This window comes from Streptomyces sp. NBC_01089 (assembly GCF_045162975.1).
Lineage (GTDB): Bacteria > Actinomycetota > Actinomycetes > Streptomycetales > Streptomycetaceae > Streptomyces.
The window spans coordinates 6,996,015-7,012,580 of record NZ_CP108660.1; the positions used below are offsets into that span (position 1 = coordinate 6,996,015).

At 70.2% G+C, this 16,566-nt stretch carries 13 protein-coding genes and 2 pseudogenes; 9 read left to right on the top strand and 6 right to left on the bottom strand.

Going from position 1 to position 16,566, the window contains the following annotated elements; translation table 11 throughout:
• The first annotated feature begins 76 nt into the window (after nucleotides 1-76).
• The 3 genes from car to OG510_RS31480 all read left to right on the top strand — a co-directional run bounded on the left by car (nucleotide 77) and on the right by OG510_RS31480 (nucleotide 5,092).
• Nucleotides 77-3,712, top strand: a complete 3,636-nt coding sequence (car, locus tag OG510_RS31470; RefSeq protein ID WP_406141251.1) for a carboxylic acid reductase — start codon at nucleotides 77-79, stop codon at nucleotides 3,710-3,712.
• A 57-nt stretch (nucleotides 3,713-3,769) separates the two neighbouring features.
• Entirely contained in the window at nucleotides 3,770-4,474 is a 705-nt protein-coding gene (locus OG510_RS31475) for a Clp protease N-terminal domain-containing protein (RefSeq protein WP_406141252.1), read from the top strand.
• Nucleotides 4,475-4,594: 120 nt separating this feature from the next.
• Nucleotides 4,595-5,092 (top strand): Repetin, encoded by a 498-nt coding sequence (locus OG510_RS31480; protein ID WP_406141254.1) that lies wholly within the window; start codon nucleotides 4,595-4,597, stop codon nucleotides 5,090-5,092.
• A 45-nt stretch (nucleotides 5,093-5,137) separates the two neighbouring features.
• Here the strand turns inward: OG510_RS31480 and OG510_RS31485 are convergent, their stop codons facing one another.
• A complete protein-coding gene (locus tag OG510_RS31485) occupies nucleotides 5,138-5,869 on the bottom strand; it encodes an SDR family NAD(P)-dependent oxidoreductase (RefSeq protein ID WP_406141256.1) in 732 nt (243 codons plus the stop codon).
• Nucleotides 5,870-5,964: 95 nt separating this feature from the next.
• Between OG510_RS31485 and OG510_RS31490 the strand changes: the two genes are divergently transcribed.
• Nucleotides 5,965-6,828: a LysR family transcriptional regulator gene (locus OG510_RS31490; RefSeq protein WP_406141257.1), complete on the top strand. Its 864-nt coding sequence runs from the start codon at nucleotides 5,965-5,967 to the stop codon at nucleotides 6,826-6,828.
• A 179-nt stretch (nucleotides 6,829-7,007) separates the two neighbouring features.
• On the opposite strand, the gene OG510_RS31495 is transcribed toward OG510_RS31490, so the two are convergent.
• Both OG510_RS31495 and OG510_RS31500 read right to left on the bottom strand, forming a co-directional pair.
• Nucleotides 7,008-7,517: a hypothetical protein gene (locus tag OG510_RS31495; protein WP_406142650.1), complete on the bottom strand. Its 510-nt coding sequence runs from the start codon at nucleotides 7,515-7,517 to the stop codon at nucleotides 7,008-7,010.
• Between the two features lie 75 nt (nucleotides 7,518-7,592).
• Complete coding sequence (locus OG510_RS31500) at nucleotides 7,593-8,618, bottom strand: NAD(P)-dependent alcohol dehydrogenase (RefSeq protein ID WP_406141259.1); 1,026 nt, start codon at nucleotides 8,616-8,618, stop codon at nucleotides 7,593-7,595.
• Nucleotides 8,619-8,702: 84 nt separating this feature from the next.
• Between OG510_RS31500 and OG510_RS31505 the strand changes: the two genes are divergently transcribed.
• Entirely contained in the window at nucleotides 8,703-9,230 is a 528-nt protein-coding gene (locus tag OG510_RS31505; protein ID WP_406141260.1) for a TetR/AcrR family transcriptional regulator, read from the top strand.
• A 174-nt stretch (nucleotides 9,231-9,404) separates the two neighbouring features.
• Nucleotides 9,405-9,584: pseudogene (locus tag OG510_RS31510) on the top strand (hypothetical protein); the annotation flags it as partial.
• Nucleotides 9,585-9,934: 350 nt separating this feature from the next.
• Here the strand turns inward: OG510_RS31510 and OG510_RS31515 are convergent.
• Complete coding sequence (locus tag OG510_RS31515; protein ID WP_406141261.1) at nucleotides 9,935-10,786, bottom strand: aldo/keto reductase; 852 nt, start codon at nucleotides 10,784-10,786, stop codon at nucleotides 9,935-9,937.
• Between the two features lie 149 nt (nucleotides 10,787-10,935).
• A pseudogene (locus OG510_RS31520) lies at nucleotides 10,936-11,458 on the bottom strand (aldo/keto reductase); the annotation flags it as partial.
• A 217-nt stretch (nucleotides 11,459-11,675) separates the two neighbouring features.
• Between OG510_RS31520 and OG510_RS31525 the strand changes: the two are divergent.
• Nucleotides 11,676-12,572 (top strand): helix-turn-helix transcriptional regulator, encoded by an 897-nt coding sequence (locus OG510_RS31525; protein WP_406141263.1) that lies wholly within the window; start codon nucleotides 11,676-11,678, stop codon nucleotides 12,570-12,572.
• A gap of 958 nt (nucleotides 12,573-13,530) precedes the next feature.
• Here OG510_RS31525 and OG510_RS31530 read toward each other — a convergent pair.
• Entirely contained in the window at nucleotides 13,531-14,484 is a 954-nt protein-coding gene (locus tag OG510_RS31530) for an NADP-dependent oxidoreductase (protein ID WP_406141265.1), read from the bottom strand.
• Nucleotides 14,485-14,578: 94 nt separating this feature from the next.
• Between OG510_RS31530 and OG510_RS31535 the strand changes: the two genes are divergently transcribed.
• Nucleotides 14,579-15,145 (top strand): TetR/AcrR family transcriptional regulator, encoded by a 567-nt coding sequence (locus tag OG510_RS31535; RefSeq protein ID WP_406142652.1) that lies wholly within the window; start codon nucleotides 14,579-14,581, stop codon nucleotides 15,143-15,145.
• Nucleotides 15,146-15,512: 367 nt separating this feature from the next.
• Nucleotides 15,513-16,541 (top strand): N-acetyl-gamma-glutamyl-phosphate reductase, encoded by a 1,029-nt coding sequence (argC, locus tag OG510_RS31540; RefSeq protein WP_406141267.1) that lies wholly within the window; start codon nucleotides 15,513-15,515, stop codon nucleotides 16,539-16,541.
• The last annotated feature ends 25 nt before the right edge of the window (nucleotides 16,542-16,566 follow it).

The following is a 16,566-nucleotide window of genomic DNA, read 5'->3' on the forward strand; positions in this document are numbered from 1 at the left end:
CCGTGGATACGGCCTGCGGCCTTCCCCTGGTTTTCCCTTCCTCTCCCTGCCTTCAAGGCCACGAAGGAGATGCCCCATGACTGCCTCCAAGCCCTCGACATTCCGGCCGTCGACGTCCCAGCCCTCGACATCCAAGCCCTCGACATCCCAGCCCTCGACCGACGAGCTCGGCGCACGTACCGCCCGGCGTGCCGCTCACCTCCACGCGACAGATCCGCAGTTCCGCGCCGCAGCACCGCTCGACACCGTCACCGAGGCGATCCGGCAGCCTGGCCTGCCGCTCGCCGACCTGGTGGCCACCGTGATGGAGGGATACGCCGACCGTCCCGCCCTGGGCGAACGCGCCACAGAGCCGGTCACCGACCCGGACACGGGCCGCACCACGCTGCGCCTCCTGGAACGGTTCGACACGCTCACCTACGGCGAACTGTGGGAACGGGCGGGCGCGGTGGTCTCCGAGTGGCACCACCACCCCGACCACGCAGTGGGCCCCGGCGACTTCGTCGCGATCCTCGGCCACACGGGCGCGGACTGCGCCACCGTGGAGCTGGCGTGCGTCCGCTCCGGTGCGGTGTGCGTCCCCCTCCAGGCGGGTGCCGCTGCGGGACATCTGTCGCCCATCGTCGCGCAGACCGCGCCGCGGCTGCTCGCGGTGGACGTGGCACACCTCGATGCCGCCCTCCAGGTCGCGGCGGATGCCCCGTCGCTGGGCAGGATCGTCGTATTCGGCGTCCACCCCGAGGCCACCGCTCACCGGGAGGCGCTGGAATCCGCGCGGGGCCAACTCGCCGCGCGGGGCAGGGGCGTGGCCCTGGACACGCTGGCATCGGTCGTCGAGCGGGGCAGGACGCTGCCGTCCGCTCGGAGGTCCGGGGAGCGGACGGCCGACGCGCTCAGCACGCTGATCTACACCTCGGGCAGTACGGGCACGCCCAAGGGCGCCATGTACACCGAGCGTCTTGTCACGCGGTTCTGGGCCGACTTCGTGCCCGGCCAGGAGCCGCGTCCGTCCATCGTGCTCAACTACATGCCCCTGAGCCACATGGTGGGGCGGGGTGTGCTGTTCAGCACGCTCGCCAAGGGCGGCACCGCCTACTTCGTCGCGTCGAGCGACCTGTCGACCCTCTTCGACGACCTCTCCCTGACCCGCCCCACCGAGTTCCTCATGGTGCCCCGCATCTGCGACATGCTCTTCCAGCGGTACCAGGGCGAGTTGACCCGCCGGAGCGAGGCAGTAGACGAGGAAGGAAAGGAAGAAGGGAACGAGGCCGGGGAGCGGAGAGGCGACGCGGCCGGGCAGGCGGAGCGTGCGAAGGAGGAGCTGCGGGAGAGGACCCTGGGCGGGCGTCTCCTGTGGGCCGTCAATGCCTCGGCCCCGCTGAGCGCGGAGATGACGGCGTTCGTGGAGAGCTGCCTGCACGTCAAGATGCTCGACGGTTACGGGTCGACGGAGGCCGGGATCGTCTCGCTCGACGGCCGGGTGCTGCGCCCGCCGGTGACCGACCACAGACTGGCGGACGTACCCGAGCTGGGATATTTCCGTACCGACTCGCCGCACCCCAGAGGCGAACTGCTGATCAGGTCCGACCGGCTCGTCCCCGGCTACTTCCGGCGGCCGGACGCCACCGCCCAGGTCTTCGACGAGGACGGTTTCTGCCACACCGGCGACATCATGGCCCGTGTCGGCCCGGACGAGCTGGTGTACGTCGACCGCCGCTCCCACGTCCTCAAGCTGTCACAGGGCGAGTTCGTGGCCGTTTCCCGTCTGGAGGCCCTCTTCACCGGCAGTCCGGTCGTCCGGCAGGTCTTCGTGTACGGCAACAGCGCACGCGCCTACCTGCTCGCGGTCATCGTTCCCACCCAGGACGCGCTCGACCGCGCCGGGAACGACCCCCGGCGCCTCAGGGCGGTCCTGCGTGAATCCCTGCAACGCCTCGCCACCGGGGCGGGCCTCAACTCGTACGAGATCCCCCGGGACTTCCTCATCGAGACCGAGCCGTTCAGCGGACAGAACGGGCTGCTCTCCGGAGTACGCAAGCTGCTGCGCCCCGCGCTGACGAAGCGCTACGGCAACCGTCTGGAAGCGCTGTACGACGAGCTGACCCAGCGCGAGAGCGACGAACTCCAGGCACTGCGCCGTACCGGTCAGGCCGGCCCGGTACGGGAAACGGTGATCCGGGCCGCCCGCGCGCTGCTCGGACACGAGCAGGACGACGTGCTGCCCGGCACACGCTTCGTCGAACTCGGCGGCGACAGCCTCTCCGCGCTGTCGTTCTCCCAGCTGCTCAAGGAGATCTTCCAGGTCGATGTCCCCGTCGACGTCGTCATCAGCCCGGTCGGCACGCTCCAGCGGGTGGCCGAGCACATCGAGCAGGCGCTCGCGCCGGGACACCACCGCCCGACCGCCGACAGCGTCCACGGGCCGGGCGCTACACGGCTCATGGCGGGCGACCTGTCGCTGGACGCGTTCCTCGGCACGGAGACGGTGGCGAAGGCCGCCGGGCCGGCCGGTCCACTGCCCGAGGCGCGGACGGTCCTGCTGACCGGCGCCAACGGCTACCTGGGCCGCTTCCTGTGCCTCGAATGGCTGGAGCGCGTCGCGGAGCGCGGCGGCAGGCTGGTGTGCGTGGTCCGCGGCAGCACCGACGAGCAGGCCGCGGCGCGGCTCGACGCGGCTTTCGACAGCGGTGACCCGGAACTCCTGCGCCACTACCGCGACTTGGCGGCCGGGCATCTGGAGGTGGTCGCCGGTGACGTGGGGGAGAGCCGGCTCGGGCTCGGCGATGAGACCTGGCAGCGGCTGGCCGACACCGTGGACCTGATCGTTCACCCGGCGGCGCTCGTCAACCATGTCCTGCCGTACGACCAGCTGTTCGGCCCCAATGTGCTGGGTACGGCCGAACTGATCAGGCTCGCGGTCACCTCCCGGATCAAGCAGTTCACCTACTTGTCGACGGTCGCCGTCGCCTTCGGGGCCGAGGCGGCGGCCGACGAGACGGCGGACATCCGTACCGCCTGCGGGGTGCGCGACCTCGACAGCGGTTACGCGAACGGCTACGCGGCCGGCAAATGGGCGGGCGAGGTGCTGCTGCGCGAGGCGCACGACACGTTCGGGCTGCCGGTCGCCGTATTCCGCTCGAACCTGATCCTGGCGCACCCGCGCTACCGGGGTCAGCTGAACATCCCGGACGTGTTCACCCGTCTGTTGCTGAGTCTGCTGGCGACAGGGATCGCCCCGGGCAGTTTCTACGCCGGAGGGACAGGTGGCGGCGGCGCCGGGCACTACGACGCACTTCCCGTGGACTTCACAGCTCGGGCCGTCGCCTCGCTCGGCGACCACGCGCGGGAGGGGTACCGGACGTTCAACGTGGTGAACCCGCACGAGGACGGGATCTCACTCGACACCTGCGTCGACTGGCTGGTGGCGGCAGGACACCCGCTGGCCCGCATCCGCGATTACGACGCGTGGCTCGCCCGCTTCGAGACCGCCCTGCGCGGCCTGCCCGACCGCCGGCGGCAGCACTCGCTCCTTCCCCTGCTGCACGCCTTCGCACGACCGCAGGAGCCCCTGCCCGGTTCGGCCCTGCCGGCGGACCGGTTCCGCGCGGCCGTGCGGGCCGCCGGTCTCAACGAGGAGAACGACATCCCCCATCTGTCGCAGGACCTGATCACCAAGTACGTGGCGGACCTCCGGGCGCGGGACCTGCTGTGACCGGGCAATCGTCAAGAAGAGGTTGACGACCCCCTTGCGTCAACTTACTCTTGACGCATGAGTCCACTCGACATCAGCCTCGCCGACCTGATCGCCCGTCTCGACGAGGAGCTCCCCGGAGCCGACGAACTGTCCCGTATCAGTGAGGCGCGGCTGCGCGCCCAGACCCTGTCCGACCTCGGCGACCAGCTCATCGACCACTACGTCAGCAAGGCCAAGCAGACCGGCGCGTCATGGACCGAGATCGGCGACGCCATCGGGGTGACCAAGCAGGCCGCCCAGCAGCGCCACACACCTTCCGCGTTCGACCGGTACACCAACCTCAACCGGCACAGCATCGTGCTGGCGCAGGAGGCCGCCCGTACGCACAGGCACGACTTCATCGGCACCGAACACATCCTGCTCGGCCTGCTCGGTGAGCCGCGTGGCCTGGCGTACGAGGTGCTGATCGCGAAGGCAGGGCCTGAGCAGCGCATCCGCGACGCGGTCGGGGAGGCGCTGCCGCCGGCCGGGAAGAAGGCACCGCGGGGCCACATCGCGTTCCGTCCGGAGAGCAAGGAGGCCATCGACCAGGCACGCCGCGCGTCGGTCGATCTCGGCCACGACTGGGTCGGCACGGAGCACACCCTGCTGGGCCTGATCCGTACCGATGAGAGCCCGGCCGCACGGATCCTGCGCTCCCTCGGCTTCACGTCGGACGAGCTGCACGAGACGGTCAGGAGGGAGATCGCCGAACGGCTCGCCGCGCGCGACGAGCAGTAGGCGAGCAGCGGACGAGCGGTAACGGAGCGAGCCGCATCGCTCAAGGTCTCCGCTCGCGCGGTCGACATGATGCCCATGGGATTCATGCCGGGATTCATGTACCGAGGCCGCCTCACCCGTGTGCTGACCGTAGGAATCGTGCTCACCGCCGTCTGCGGTGTCACGGCGGCGGCCGACGAGGCGCCGCAGAACACAGCGCGCGAGCCGGGACTGACCGGTGCGGCCAAGCTGTACCGCAAGGCCGGTGACGACATCCGCTTCACGTTCGACGCCCATGGCCTGGCGGGAAAGGCGCACGGCACGTTCGGCTTCAGCCACCACGGCGGGAACGTCGGCGCGGGCGGCGGCTACGCCACCGGCCGCGTCGACTGTCTGCTCTCCGGTGGGACTGTCGCCGTGGCGACCGGTGTCATCACCCGCACCGACATCTCCGGGTGGGCGGGCCGGCGCGTGGGCTTCACCGTCGACGCCGGGACGCACCCGCAGCGCCTGGGCTACAGCTGGGCCGCCGGTGGTGATCCCGCGACGATGGACGTTGCCCCGTGCTTGAGTTCCGCGCCGATCGAAACGGTCCAGGACGGAGGCTTCACCGTCGCGCCGTTCGATCCCGGGCTCTGAGGTCCCGCTGCTGTGACCGGCCGGTCCGGATGGCTGCTGTACGCGTCACCAGGGCACCGCGCCGGCGTCCTCGAAGAACGCGCCGGTCGGGCCGTCGTCGGGCAGGGTCGCGAGTTTGACGGCGATCGCCGCGCCCTGTCCGGGGGTGCGCACGCCGTGGAAGCCGTTGAGGTCGGTCGCGACGTAGCCGGGGCAGCCGGCGTTGATCAGGATGTTCGTGCCGCTCAGCTCCCGGGCGTACTGGAGGGTGACCGCGTTCAGGAACGTTTTCGACGGTGCGTAGGCCGCAGCCACCGGACCCGTCGTCTGCTCGGCGGCGGGCCCCGACTGCCGGGTGAGGGAGCCGACGCTGCTGGACATGTTCACGATCCGCGGCGAGGCGGAGCGGCGCAGCAGCGGCATCATCGCGTTGGTGACGCGGATGACGCCGATCACGTTGGTCTCCACGACCGTCCGGATGACGGCGGGATCGACCCGGGTGGGCTCCTGCGGCATGCCGCCGGTGATACCGGCGTTGTTGACGAGCACGTCGAGGTGTCCGGCCTGCTCCTCGATCAGCTGTGCGGCGGCGGTGGCGCTCGCGTCGTCCGTCACGTCCAGCGGTACGCCGAACGCGTCGACGCCGGCCGCGCGCAGTCTCTCCACCGCGTCCTTACGGCGCTGCTCGTCGCGGGCGCCGACGCCGACGCTCCAGCCGAGGGCGCCCAGACCCGCGGCGATCTCGTAGCCGATTCCCTTGTTCGCGCCGGTGACCAGCGCAATCGTTCGTTCGCTCATGAGGACCATGCTGCTCCCGGAGTCCGGTGGGGTCCAAGACCGATGGAGTGCGGAGCGATACTGTCAGGGTATTGATCCGCGCTACCGTGGCGACCATGGAGACCCGGGAACTGCGCTATTTCGTCGCTGTCGCTGAAGAGCTGCACTTCGGGCGCGCCGCGCAGCGGCTCGGGATCGCGCAGCCGCCTCTGTCGCGGGCGATCCAGCAGCTCGAACGCCGGCTCGGGGCGGCGCTGCTGGACCGGACCAGCCGCACCGTCGCGCTCACCGAGGCCGGCGGGGTGCTGCTGACCGAAGGCAGGGCGGCCCTCGACCAGGTCGACGCGGCCGAGCGCCGGACCCGCCGCGCCGCCCTTTCCGCGACGGCCGGCAGCCCCGGCCTGGTCCTGGTCACCAAGGCCAGCGCGTCCAGCGAACTGCTGGCGAAACTGCTCGACGCCTATGCCGCCGAACCCGGCGCGGTCCCGGTCGAGGTCATCCTGTGCGGCCCGGCCGAGCAGGCGCGGCTGCTGCGCCAGGGCCGCGCCGACGTGGCGCTGCTGCACCGGCCGTTCGACTCGACGGCCGGGTTCGACACGGAAGACCTCGGCACGGAGGGCCAGGTCGTGGTCCTGCCGTCCGCCCATCCGCTCACCGCCCGGGCCCAAGTGCACATGGCCGATATCGCCGGGCTGCCCGGCCTTCCCCTGCCGCGCTGGCCCGATCCCGACGGCATCTACCCGCCGGGCCCGGGCCCGCAGGTCCGCGATCACGCGCAGTTGCTGCAGCTCGTCGCGCTCGGCCGTGCCTGCGCGGTCTCTCCGGAGTCGTGCCGAGCCCAACTGCACGGTGACCTCGCGGCCGTGCCCGTGCTGGACGCGCCGACGGTCACCACCGTGATCGCCTGGCCGTCGCACAGCCGGTCCAGAGCCGTCGCCGACCTGGTCCGCACCGCGACACGTGTTCAGTTCCAGGTGTGACCGAGCACGACAACTGGCCCGGATGGACAACTCTGATGCTCAGAACCGGCCTGTCCTCCCTCCACGGTCGCGGACTGGGCCGGCAGCGGCACCTGAAAGGCGGGAAGAGTGACGGAGCGGTCACGAGCGCTGCCGCGAGAAGTGCGCAAGGCGTATGCCGCAGGTGACACCGAGGGTCACTACCCGGCCCCCGGGGCTGCAGGGGCGTACAGCATGATCCAGTGGTCTCTTTCGGGGTCGTGCAGGACTTCGACGTCGAAGTCCAGCCACCCTCGGGTCGTGTGATGCAGGCGTTCGGCGGCGGATCGCGGGGCTCCGACCTCGCCGCACTCCCAGTAGTCGCCGAATACGGCACTGGTTGCTGTCAGCTCCTTGAACAGGGCATGGAGGTATTCGTCTTCCGGGTATCGGCCGAGGGCCGAGCGGAATTCGGCCGTGACCACACGAGCGTGCTCGGCGGCTCCTTGTTCGCCCAGGACCTCGCTGAACGAGGGGGCTGTGAAGCATTGGTGGACGATGTTGCGCGCGAACGGCCTGCCTTCCGGGGGTGGCCCGAAGAGTTCGGTGGCAGCTGCGTTGCACGCCAGCAGGTCCAGGCGCCCGTCGTGAACGGTGACCGGCATGGTGTCCGCAAGACTGTGCAGCACGCGCAGGAGTCCGGGCCGGATCGCTGCGCCGGGCGCTGCGATTTCGGGAGGAAGTTCGGCTACCGCCCGGGTCGAGGAAGTCCGCGGCCCCTGCGTGCCGGGATTGAGATGCTTCGCCTATTCGAGCGTGGGGGCAGTTGTGGCGTCATCGGTGAGAACGATGATGCGCTTGCCGGTGGCTCCGGTTCCGCGTTCGGCGTCACGGTGGGCGTTGGCGATGTGCTCCAGCGGGTAGGTGTCCGCGATCACGGGCTTGAGGTGTCCGGCCTGCACTTCGCCTGCGAGTCGGGTCAGAACGGCCGTGTCCGGGTTGCGCGCGGAGAAGCGGATCCGCCGGCTGCCGTGGACGCGGGATACGGCGACGGCCAGCATGCCGCGCAGAGGTGGTTCGACCGTCACCGCGGCCATGCGTCCGTTCGTGTTCAGATGACGCCGGAGCGCCAGGAGTTCGGTGCCGACCGTGTCGATGATGACATCGAACTTCGGAAGCCGCGCCAACGGTGTATCGCGGTGACGCAGCACGTGCGAGGCGCCCAGCTCACGCGCCACGTCGTCGCCCGACCGGCCGATGAGCGCGGTGACCATTCCGCCGGCGGCGACGGCGAACTGGAGCGCAGCTAGACCGACACCACCGGTGGCACCGCGCACCAAGACGCTCTCCCCCTCACGGATGTGTGTCGTGTCCTTCACGGCGGTCATGGCTGTCTGGCCGACCACCGGGAGCGCGGCGGCTTCCGCGAACGTGAGCCGCTCGGGCATGCGGGAGATGCTGGTCGCCGGCACGACCACGTAATCGGCTGCAGTTGCGGTCTGTGCGCGCAGGCTCACATTGCGAGGCAGCAGTCCCCACACAGCGTCGTCCGCCTCGAACCCCATGACGCCGTCGCCGAGAACCGCGACGGTTCCGGCGAAGTCCCCGCCCACTCCCTTGGGGAAGCGCCGGCCCGTGAGGAGCCGCATCCCGCCCTGTCGGAGTCTCAGCTCCCCGTTGCTCACACCGGAGGCCACCACCCTCACCAGGACCTCGCCCGGGGCGGGCGTCGGGATCGCGATCGTATTGACGCTCAGCACGTCCGGATCCCCATAGGAGTGGTACTGCGCTGACCGCATCGTGCTCGGCAGAGAAGGTCGCTCGTTGCTCATACGACCAAACTAACCCATGAGTCAGTTTGGTCGCCAGTCGTCAGTTTCGTCGGCCGTGGTCGGTCCGTGCCGCACAATGGAGGGGTGGCACAAATTCGCACACGTACGGGACTCGACGCGAGAGATGCGCTGGCCCGCGCCGCGCTGGAAGTGATCCGCGAAGAAGGCTTCGACGCCCTCTCGCTGCTCCGGGTAGCCCAACGGGTGGGCGTCAGTAAGTCAGCCGTCTACCATCACTTCCGCACCAAGGACGAGCTCGTTCAGCGCGCTCTCGCCCCTGTTGCCGACGGGCTTCGCGACATCATCGGGACTCCCGTGCCGGTCGAGGAACGGATCGACCGACTCATCGACCTCGCCCTCGCCCACAAAGAGGTCATCGCCCTGTGCTCGCCCGCCACCGCCGCCCGGATCGGCGAGCAGACCCTGGGCGACAGCAATGCCCACGGGGTGGAGATCATGCAGGCCCTGGCCCCGCCGGGCACCGAAGCCGTCCAGGCGCGCATACGTGTCGAGGTGTTCCTGGCAGCCCTCGCCGCAGCCGTCAACGCCTGCGAGCACAGCAGCGACATCGATGAACTGCGCCCCGCGCTACGCGGCTTGATCCTTCCCTGACAGGCCCACGAGCAAGGGGCCGGACCATTCACGCCACGGTGTTGCTCGCTCCCACGGAACAGATCCTTCGTCTGCCCCATGCCCCTCCCGTCCGTGATGTGTCCGGTGTGCGGGTCGCGCTCGTCGGTGTCGCGCGGATCCAGGCGGCTCAGGGCTTGTTCGACCGCGTCGGCCTTGGTCGAACTGTTGGTGGTGCCCGAGGGCACGCGGGTCTCGGAGCTGGAGCGGCTGCGCACACCGCCGGTGAAGCCGACGGGCACGGCGATGGTCCGCGCGATGGAGCGGGTGGAGGAGATCTCCGCGTTCGCGCTGGGCCGGGTCAACCTGTCGCGGGTGCCAATGAACCGGCTGTCCAGATGGGGCTGGCCAGGAGGATGGTGTCGTAGTCGTGCGGGTGGGGGCGGCGGCCTGGACGCGATGGCCAGCAGGACTCGTTTCACGTTGCTTGCGGTCGTCGTGGCGGACTGGGAGGCGGTTGGGGGTGCCGGACCGCGGTGAGGACGGTGAGCAGCCTGCCAGGGGGCGCTCAAAGCGGCGGTTGCGGTCAGGAGGGCGCCGCGCAGAACGGTGCGCCGGCCCGGCAGGGCGCCGTGGTGCTGTGGCGGGATCATGGTGGGCGGTTCCCGGTGAACCGTGGTGGGCGGGCGCCCGGGGCATTCGCTTGAGGGCGCCCCGCGGCCGGCGAGGGGCAGTGGGTGAGGCGTTCAGCTGTCCAGGCGGCGCCCGGCGAGCCAGGTGACCATCTCGGGGTCGTGGTGGTCGAAGAACAGGGAGCTGCCTGTGTCGAGGGTGGTGATCTGGGTCATCTGCTCGTCGGTGAGCTGGAAGTCGAAGACGTCGATGTTCTCGGCCATGCGCTCGGCACGTACGGACTTGGGGATGGCGATGACGCCGCGCTGGGTGAGCCAGCGCAGCACGACCTGGGCGACGGACTTGCCGTACTCCTTGCCGATCTCGGCAAGCAGCGGATTGGTGAACAGGTCGTTCCTGCCTTCGGCGAAGCCGCCCCAGGACTGGATCTGCACCCCGTGCTCGCGCATGAGGTCCTGGTAGTCGGCGCGCTGGAAGAAGGGGTGGGTCTCGATCTGGTTGACCTGCGGGGTGATCTCGTTGTTGAGGATCAGGTCGATCAGCCGGTCGGGGTAGAAGTTGGCGATGCCGATCGACTTCGCGAGGCCCTCGCGGTTGAGGGCCTCCATGGCGCGCCACTGGCCGTAGACGTCGCCGAAGGGCTGATGCATCAGGTACAGGTCTAGGTGGTCCAGGCCCAGCTTGGTCAGGGACGTCTCGAACGCGCGGCGGGTGTTGTCCTCGGCGGGGGCGTCCTGGACCCACAGCTTGGCGGTGACGAACAGTTCCTCGCGCGGGATGCCGCTGGCCTTGATGGCGCGGCCTACGGCTTCTTCGTTGCCGTAGGCGGCGGCGGAGTCCAGCAGGCGGTAGCCGGCGGCCAGCGCCTCGGAGACGGCGCGCTCGGTGTCCTCGGCGGGGATCTGGTAGACGCCGAAGCCGAGGAGCGGCATCTCGACGCCGTTGTTGAGGGTGACAGTCTGCATGAGCGGGATGTCCTTCGCTGTACGGGTGGTCAGGGGCGGACGAGGGACTTGAGGACCTGTCGGTCGGCCATGGCCCGGTAGGCGTCCGGTGCTCGTTCGAGGGTGAATTCCTGGTCGAAGACGCGGCCGGGGGTGATGGTGCCGTCCAGCTGGACCGCGGTGACGGGCTGGACGGCGTGGGCCCGGCGGATGGTGTCCGGGCCGGCCTCGGAGAGCCCGAAGGCGCGGACCTTGCCCTCGGCGATCAGCTCCTTCACCGCGCCGGCGGTCTCCTCGATCGGCGTGTTCGGGTCGACGCGGTGCTGGTAGTACAGGTCGATGTGGTCGGTGCCCAGGCGCTTGAGGGAGCCCTCGACGGCGGGTGCGGATGTCGGCCGGGCTGGAGTCCAGGTTCCACGCGCCGTCGCCGCCGTGCGAGACCAGGCCGAACTTGGTGGCCAGCACCACCTTGTCCCGGCGGTCCTTCAGTGCCCGCCCGAGCAGTTCCTCGTTGGTGTAGGGGCCGTAGATCTCGGCGGTGTCGATCAGCGTGACGCCCAGCTCCAGGGCTCGGTGCACGGTGCGGATCGACTCCGCGTCGTCGGTGCGGGAGCCGGTGTAGCCGTGGGACATGCCCATCGCGCCCAGCCCGATCCGGGAAACCTCCAGGTCACGCAGCTTGATGTACCGCATCTCACCCCTCTTCCGATCATGGTGTCGCCTGGTCTCTCACTCTTGCCCGGCCCGGCAGGCCGTGCCCGTCGAAGTCCGGGCGGGAGCGAAGAGGCCGGCGTCTTCCTCATTCACCTTCGCCCGGATTGCTCGGGTGTGGCAGGGCGGGCTCTTCAGGGGTAACGGCAGGGCCCCCTGCTGCCTGCGGCGCGGCTGCCTACCGGGTGAAACTGGAGTCATGGCATCCCAGAGCACGTACAGCGAGGGCGCCGAGCTGGGCCGGTTCCTGCGCGCCCGCCGCACCCAGACCAGCCCCGAGCACGTCGGTCTCACCGTCGGCGCCGGTATCCGCCGCACCCCCGGCCTGCGCCGCGAGGAGCTGGCCACCCTCGCCGGCATCAGCATCGACTACTGCGTGCGCCTGGAACGCGGCAAGGAGACCCGCCCCAGCCCCGCCGTCCTCGACTCGCTCGCCCGCGCCCTGCACATGGACGACCAGGAACACCAGCACCTGCGCGAGCTCGCCGCGCGTGCCGCCCGCTGCGTCTCCGAACCGCCGCCGGCCCCGAGCGGCACCGTGCGCCCCCACCTGAAACTGGTGCTGGAGTCACTGCGGCCGAACCCGGCGTACGTCATCAGCCGCAGCATGGACATGCTGGCCTGGAACACCGGCGGCCTCGCCCTGCACGCGGGACTGGAGGACTGGCCGGCCAAACACCGCAACCTCGCCCGCTACCTCTTCCTCCACCCCGCAGCCCGCGACCTCTTCACCGACTGGGACCGCCAGATCACCGCCTGCGTCGCCCGCCTGCGTGCCGTCGCCGGCACCGCCCCCGACGCCCCAGACCTGACCAACCTCGTCGGCGAGCTCCTCCTCAAGAGCCCCGACTTCGCCCGGCTGTGGGAACGCTACGAAGTCAACGGACGCAAGCCCGCACAGAAGACCTTCCACCACCCCCGGGTCGGCACCCTCACGCTCACCTCCCAGTCCATGCAGCTGGAAGGAACCCCCGGCCAGCGCATCGGCGTCTACACCGCCGAACCCGGCACACCCGACCACGACGCCATGCTCCTGCTCGACATGACCGCGCCCGCAGCCGTGCTCCACCGGGAAGTCCCGCACGCATCGCCCTGACTGCTGTTCTCGCAAACGGTCCTTTGGGCGAGCAAGATCAATCACGGGCCACCGGACCCCCGCCGATCCCGGATTCGTTCTCAGAAACCGTTCTCACTCACAAGCGGGGCGGACCCCTTCTGAGACTTGCATTGTGCGAAAGTCCGGGCTCATGACGGGCTCTCAGCAGCGCTCCTCGTCTGAGACTGAGTTGTTGAGCCGGCCCGTGAGCGCCAGCTCGGCACCCGTCTGCACGAGATCGCCGATCAGCTTCCCGACTACCAGCGGCGTCGCGACATCCTGAGCGACGGGGTGCTCCCCGAAGAGACGTGGAGGGAGCCGGCCGCCGGCCTCCCTGAAATCTCCGGGAAGCGTCCGTCCTCGACGACCGGAAACGCCAGGTCGCCTCCACCTTCATCTGGGCCCATGTCACCGCCGGGGAACACCTCTTCGCACCCCGACCCCTCGAACAGGCCCAGCCCGAACACATCCGACCAACATGGGCCGCCCAGCGCCCCACCACCTGGTACCAGCTCGCCTGACGCCCTGATCCTGGCCCCCCTTACGCCGCTCTGCGGCAACTCCTCACCGAGTACGCAGACAAGCTGGCCCAGGAGATCGACGGCGGGGACCCGCTCGCCGAGTGATCTCGGGGCCACTCCCGACGCTCACCCGGGCCGACTCAAGCGCTCACGGGCCAGCTCAAAAACTCAGTCTTACCAGCTGTGACTGAGCGCTCGACTTGGCCCGTCCGGCCAACTGAAACGGCGAGCGGCCGGGCTGGTTCTTCGGCTCGGTCTGTTCGCTGTGCTTGACACCAAAAGGTCGTTCTTTGCTGACACCTTCGCCCAGTCTTCGCTCCAACTGTCACCAGCTTCGAAGCCCGGCGGCGTCGGGGCTGTGCACGACGCTTCCCTGGGCCGAGCCGGGCGACCTGCCCGTGTGACGACATCGCGTTCATCCACACGACGGCCTTGATCTAGAGGTCGATGACGAGCTTGCCCTTCACGTGCCGGCCGGCTTGGAGCTCGGCCGCGGGGCGGATCTGCTCGATCGGGAAGCTCGCCGCGATAGGCACCCGGAGTTCGCCCGCCGCGACCAGGCGGGCGATCTCTTCCAGGGCGCCGGGAGCGGCGTTCGCGCCGTTGGCCGCCTGCACGCCGTCGACCTGCCCGGCGATGGTGCAGATGCGGCCGTCCGGGACTCCGAGTTCCCTTGCGGTGTGCACCGTGTCCGTCCCGTGCAGGTCGAGGGCAGCGGTGACACCGCCGGGAGCGAGGGCCCGGACCCGGTCGATCAGGCCGTCGCCGTAGGCGACCGGCTCGGCTCCGAGATCGCGCAGGAAATCGGCCGAAGTCGCCGACCCCGTTCCGATCACGCGCGCCCCGGCGATCCGGGCCAGCTGGACAGCGAACACCCCGACCCCGCCCGCCGCGCCGCCGATCAGCACCGTGTCGCCCGGGCCGGGGTCGACCACAGCGAGAGCGGCGGATGCCGTGCGGCCGGCGATCGTGAGGGTGGCGGCGGTGCGGTCGTCGACACCGTCGGGGGTGTGATGAGTCTCGTTCGCCGCGATCTCCCCGGCCGGGTCGATCACCACAAAGTCGGCGACTGCGCGGGACAGGGCGCCCCCGAACACCCGGTCGCCAGGTGCGAAGCCGGTCACCCCCTCACCGACCTGGTCGACTACCCCCGCGTAGTCGGTCCCGAACCCGGTCGGAAGGCTCAAGCCGAACCGGGCGGCGGTGTCCGCGTCGGCGGTCATGAACCAGTCCATCGGGTTCAGACCGGCCGCAGTGACCCGCACACGAACCTGCCCCGGACCGGCCTGCGGAGTGGGAATCTCACGGACGTCCAGCACTCCGGGGCCGCCGAATGAATCGAGCCGGACCGCCCTGCTCTCCGCGGCCGGCTGATTGCTCTGTTCTTGCATGTGTGCCTTCTCCTCGACTGAAACGGACTATGCTCCGTTTACATGAGCGACCGTAACACGAACCGGAGCGTGATCCGTTTTGGCTGAGTCGGAGATACGCGCACCACGGGCAGACGCAACCCGTAACCGCGACCACTTGCTCGCGGTGGCGACCCGCGTGTTCGTGGCGGCTGACGCCGAGCCGTCGATGCGTGCGATCGCCCGCGAGGCCGGGGTCGGCATCGCCACGCTCTACCGGCACTTCCCCACCCGCGAGTCGCTGGTCGATGCGGTCTACCGGGACCAGGTCGTGCGGCTGACGACCGGCGCCCGCGAGCTGCTCGGCCAGCTGCCCCCGGCTGCGGCAATGCGACGCTGGATGGACTTGTTCGGGGACTGGATCGCGACCAAGAACGGCATGCTCGACACGCTGCTCGCGATGATCGAGTCGGGCGAGATCGCCCATACGCAGACCCGAGATGAGCTGCTGGCGGCCATCACCACGATTCTCGACGCCGGCCGCGCGACAGGCGACCTCCGCTCCGACGTCACCGCCGACGACATCGCCGCCGCTCTCATCGGCATCTTCACCGTGGCCCCCCGGCCCGAGCGTGAAGCCAAGGCCGGTCGACTGCTGAACCTCCTGATGGACGGCCTCCGGTCCGCCGCCCGCCCGGCCTGAGGCGCACCGGGCGAACGCACCGTTTCCTCCTGTGGGGCATGCGCCCCTGACCGCCTGGGGCCCTTGCTCCGGGTGTCGGGGCCCTGCTCATGCCCGCCGCAGCCGGTCGGCAATGCTGCAACTCATCCGACGCCTTGCCGGACCCCCCCGCACTCTGCCCAATCCTGCTCGCCGCTCGGTCTCGTCGGCAGCCTCGACGACGGGGCCCCGCCTTCGCGACGCGATCGAGGCGGCTTGTCGGCCGCGATCCGGGATCGGTATGCCGCAGTACCGCGCTCAGTCACACCAGCCGGTGCCCGGCCCCGGCGGTCTCATTGCATAAAAGTGCAGCGATGCGTATAGTCATGCCATCGACGAGGAGGTTTCGGTGGCGGTACGTGCAGCGGTGGCAGGGGCAAGCGGATACGCCGGCGGGGAACTCCTCCGCCTGCTGCTGAGCCACCCGGATGTCGAGATCGGTGCGCTCACCGGCAACTCCAACGCGGGGCAGACGCTCGGCGCCCTGCAGCCGCATCTGCGGCCGCTGGCCGGCCGGGTGCTCCAGCCGACCACCGCCGACGTCCTCGCGGGCCACGACGTGGTGTTCCTCGCGCTCCCGCACGGGCAGTCCGCCGCCGTCGCCGAGCAGCTCGGTGACGACGTCCTGGTCGTCGACATGGGCGCCGACTTCCGGCTCAAGGACGCCGGGGACTGGGAGCGGTTCTACGGCTCCCCGCACGCCGGGACCTGGCCGTACGGTCTGCCCGAGCTGCCCGGCGGGCGGGCCGCCCTCGCCGGGTCCAAGCGGATCGCTGTTCCCGGCTGCTACCCGACAGCGGTGTCCCTCGCGCTCTTCCCCGCGTACGCGGCCGGTCTCGCCGAGCCCGAAGCGGTGATCGTCGCCGCCTCCGGCACCTCGGGCGCGGGCAAGGCGGCCAAGCCGCACCTGCTCGGCTCCGAGGTGATGGGCTCGATGTCGCCGTACGGCGTCGGCGGGGGCCACCGGCACACCCCCGAGATGATCCAGAACCTCAGCGCGGCGGCCGGCGAGCAGGTCACCGTCTCGTTCACGCCGACCCTCGCGCCGATGCCCCGCGGCATCCTCGCCACCTGCACCGCGAAGGCCAGGCCCGGGGTGAGCGCCGAAGCGGTCCGCGCCGCGTACGAGAAGGCCCTCGCGGACGAGCCGTTCACCGAGCTGCTCCCCGAGGGGCTGTGGCCGTCGACCGGCGCCGTGTACGGCTCCAACGCCGTGCAGATCCAGGTCGCGTACGACGCAGCCGCCGGCCGGATCGTCGCCATCAGCGCCATCGACAACCTCACCAAGGGCACCGCTGGCGGCGCCCTGCAGAGCATGAACATCGCCCTCGGACTCCCCGAGGACCGAGGGCTTTCCACGATCGGAGTGGCGCCGTGAGCGGCGCCGGCGGGGCCGCGGCCCG

Bases quoted from the DNA above. Each gene is read 5' to 3' on its own strand.
- car (WP_406141251.1), top strand. From the start codon at position 77: ATGACTGCCTCCAAGCCCTCGACATTCCGGCCGTCGACGTCCCAGCCC.
- OG510_RS31475 (WP_406141252.1), top strand. From the start codon at position 3,770: ATGAGTCCACTCGACATCAGCCTCGCCGACCTGATCGCCCGTCTCGAC.
- OG510_RS31485 (WP_406141256.1), bottom strand. From the start codon at position 5,869: ATGAGCGAACGAACGATTGCGCTGGTCACCGGCGCGAACAAGGGAATC.
- OG510_RS31490 (WP_406141257.1), top strand. From the start codon at position 5,965: ATGGAGACCCGGGAACTGCGCTATTTCGTCGCTGTCGCTGAAGAGCTG.
- OG510_RS31500 (WP_406141259.1), bottom strand. From the start codon at position 8,618: ATGAGCAACGAGCGACCTTCTCTGCCGAGCACGATGCGGTCAGCGCAG.
- OG510_RS31515 (WP_406141261.1), bottom strand. From the start codon at position 10,786: ATGCAGACTGTCACCCTCAACAACGGCGTCGAGATGCCGCTCCTCGGC.
- OG510_RS31525 (WP_406141263.1), top strand. From the start codon at position 11,676: ATGGCATCCCAGAGCACGTACAGCGAGGGCGCCGAGCTGGGCCGGTTC.
- OG510_RS31530 (WP_406141265.1), bottom strand. From the start codon at position 14,484: ATGCAAGAACAGAGCAATCAGCCGGCCGCGGAGAGCAGGGCGGTCCGG.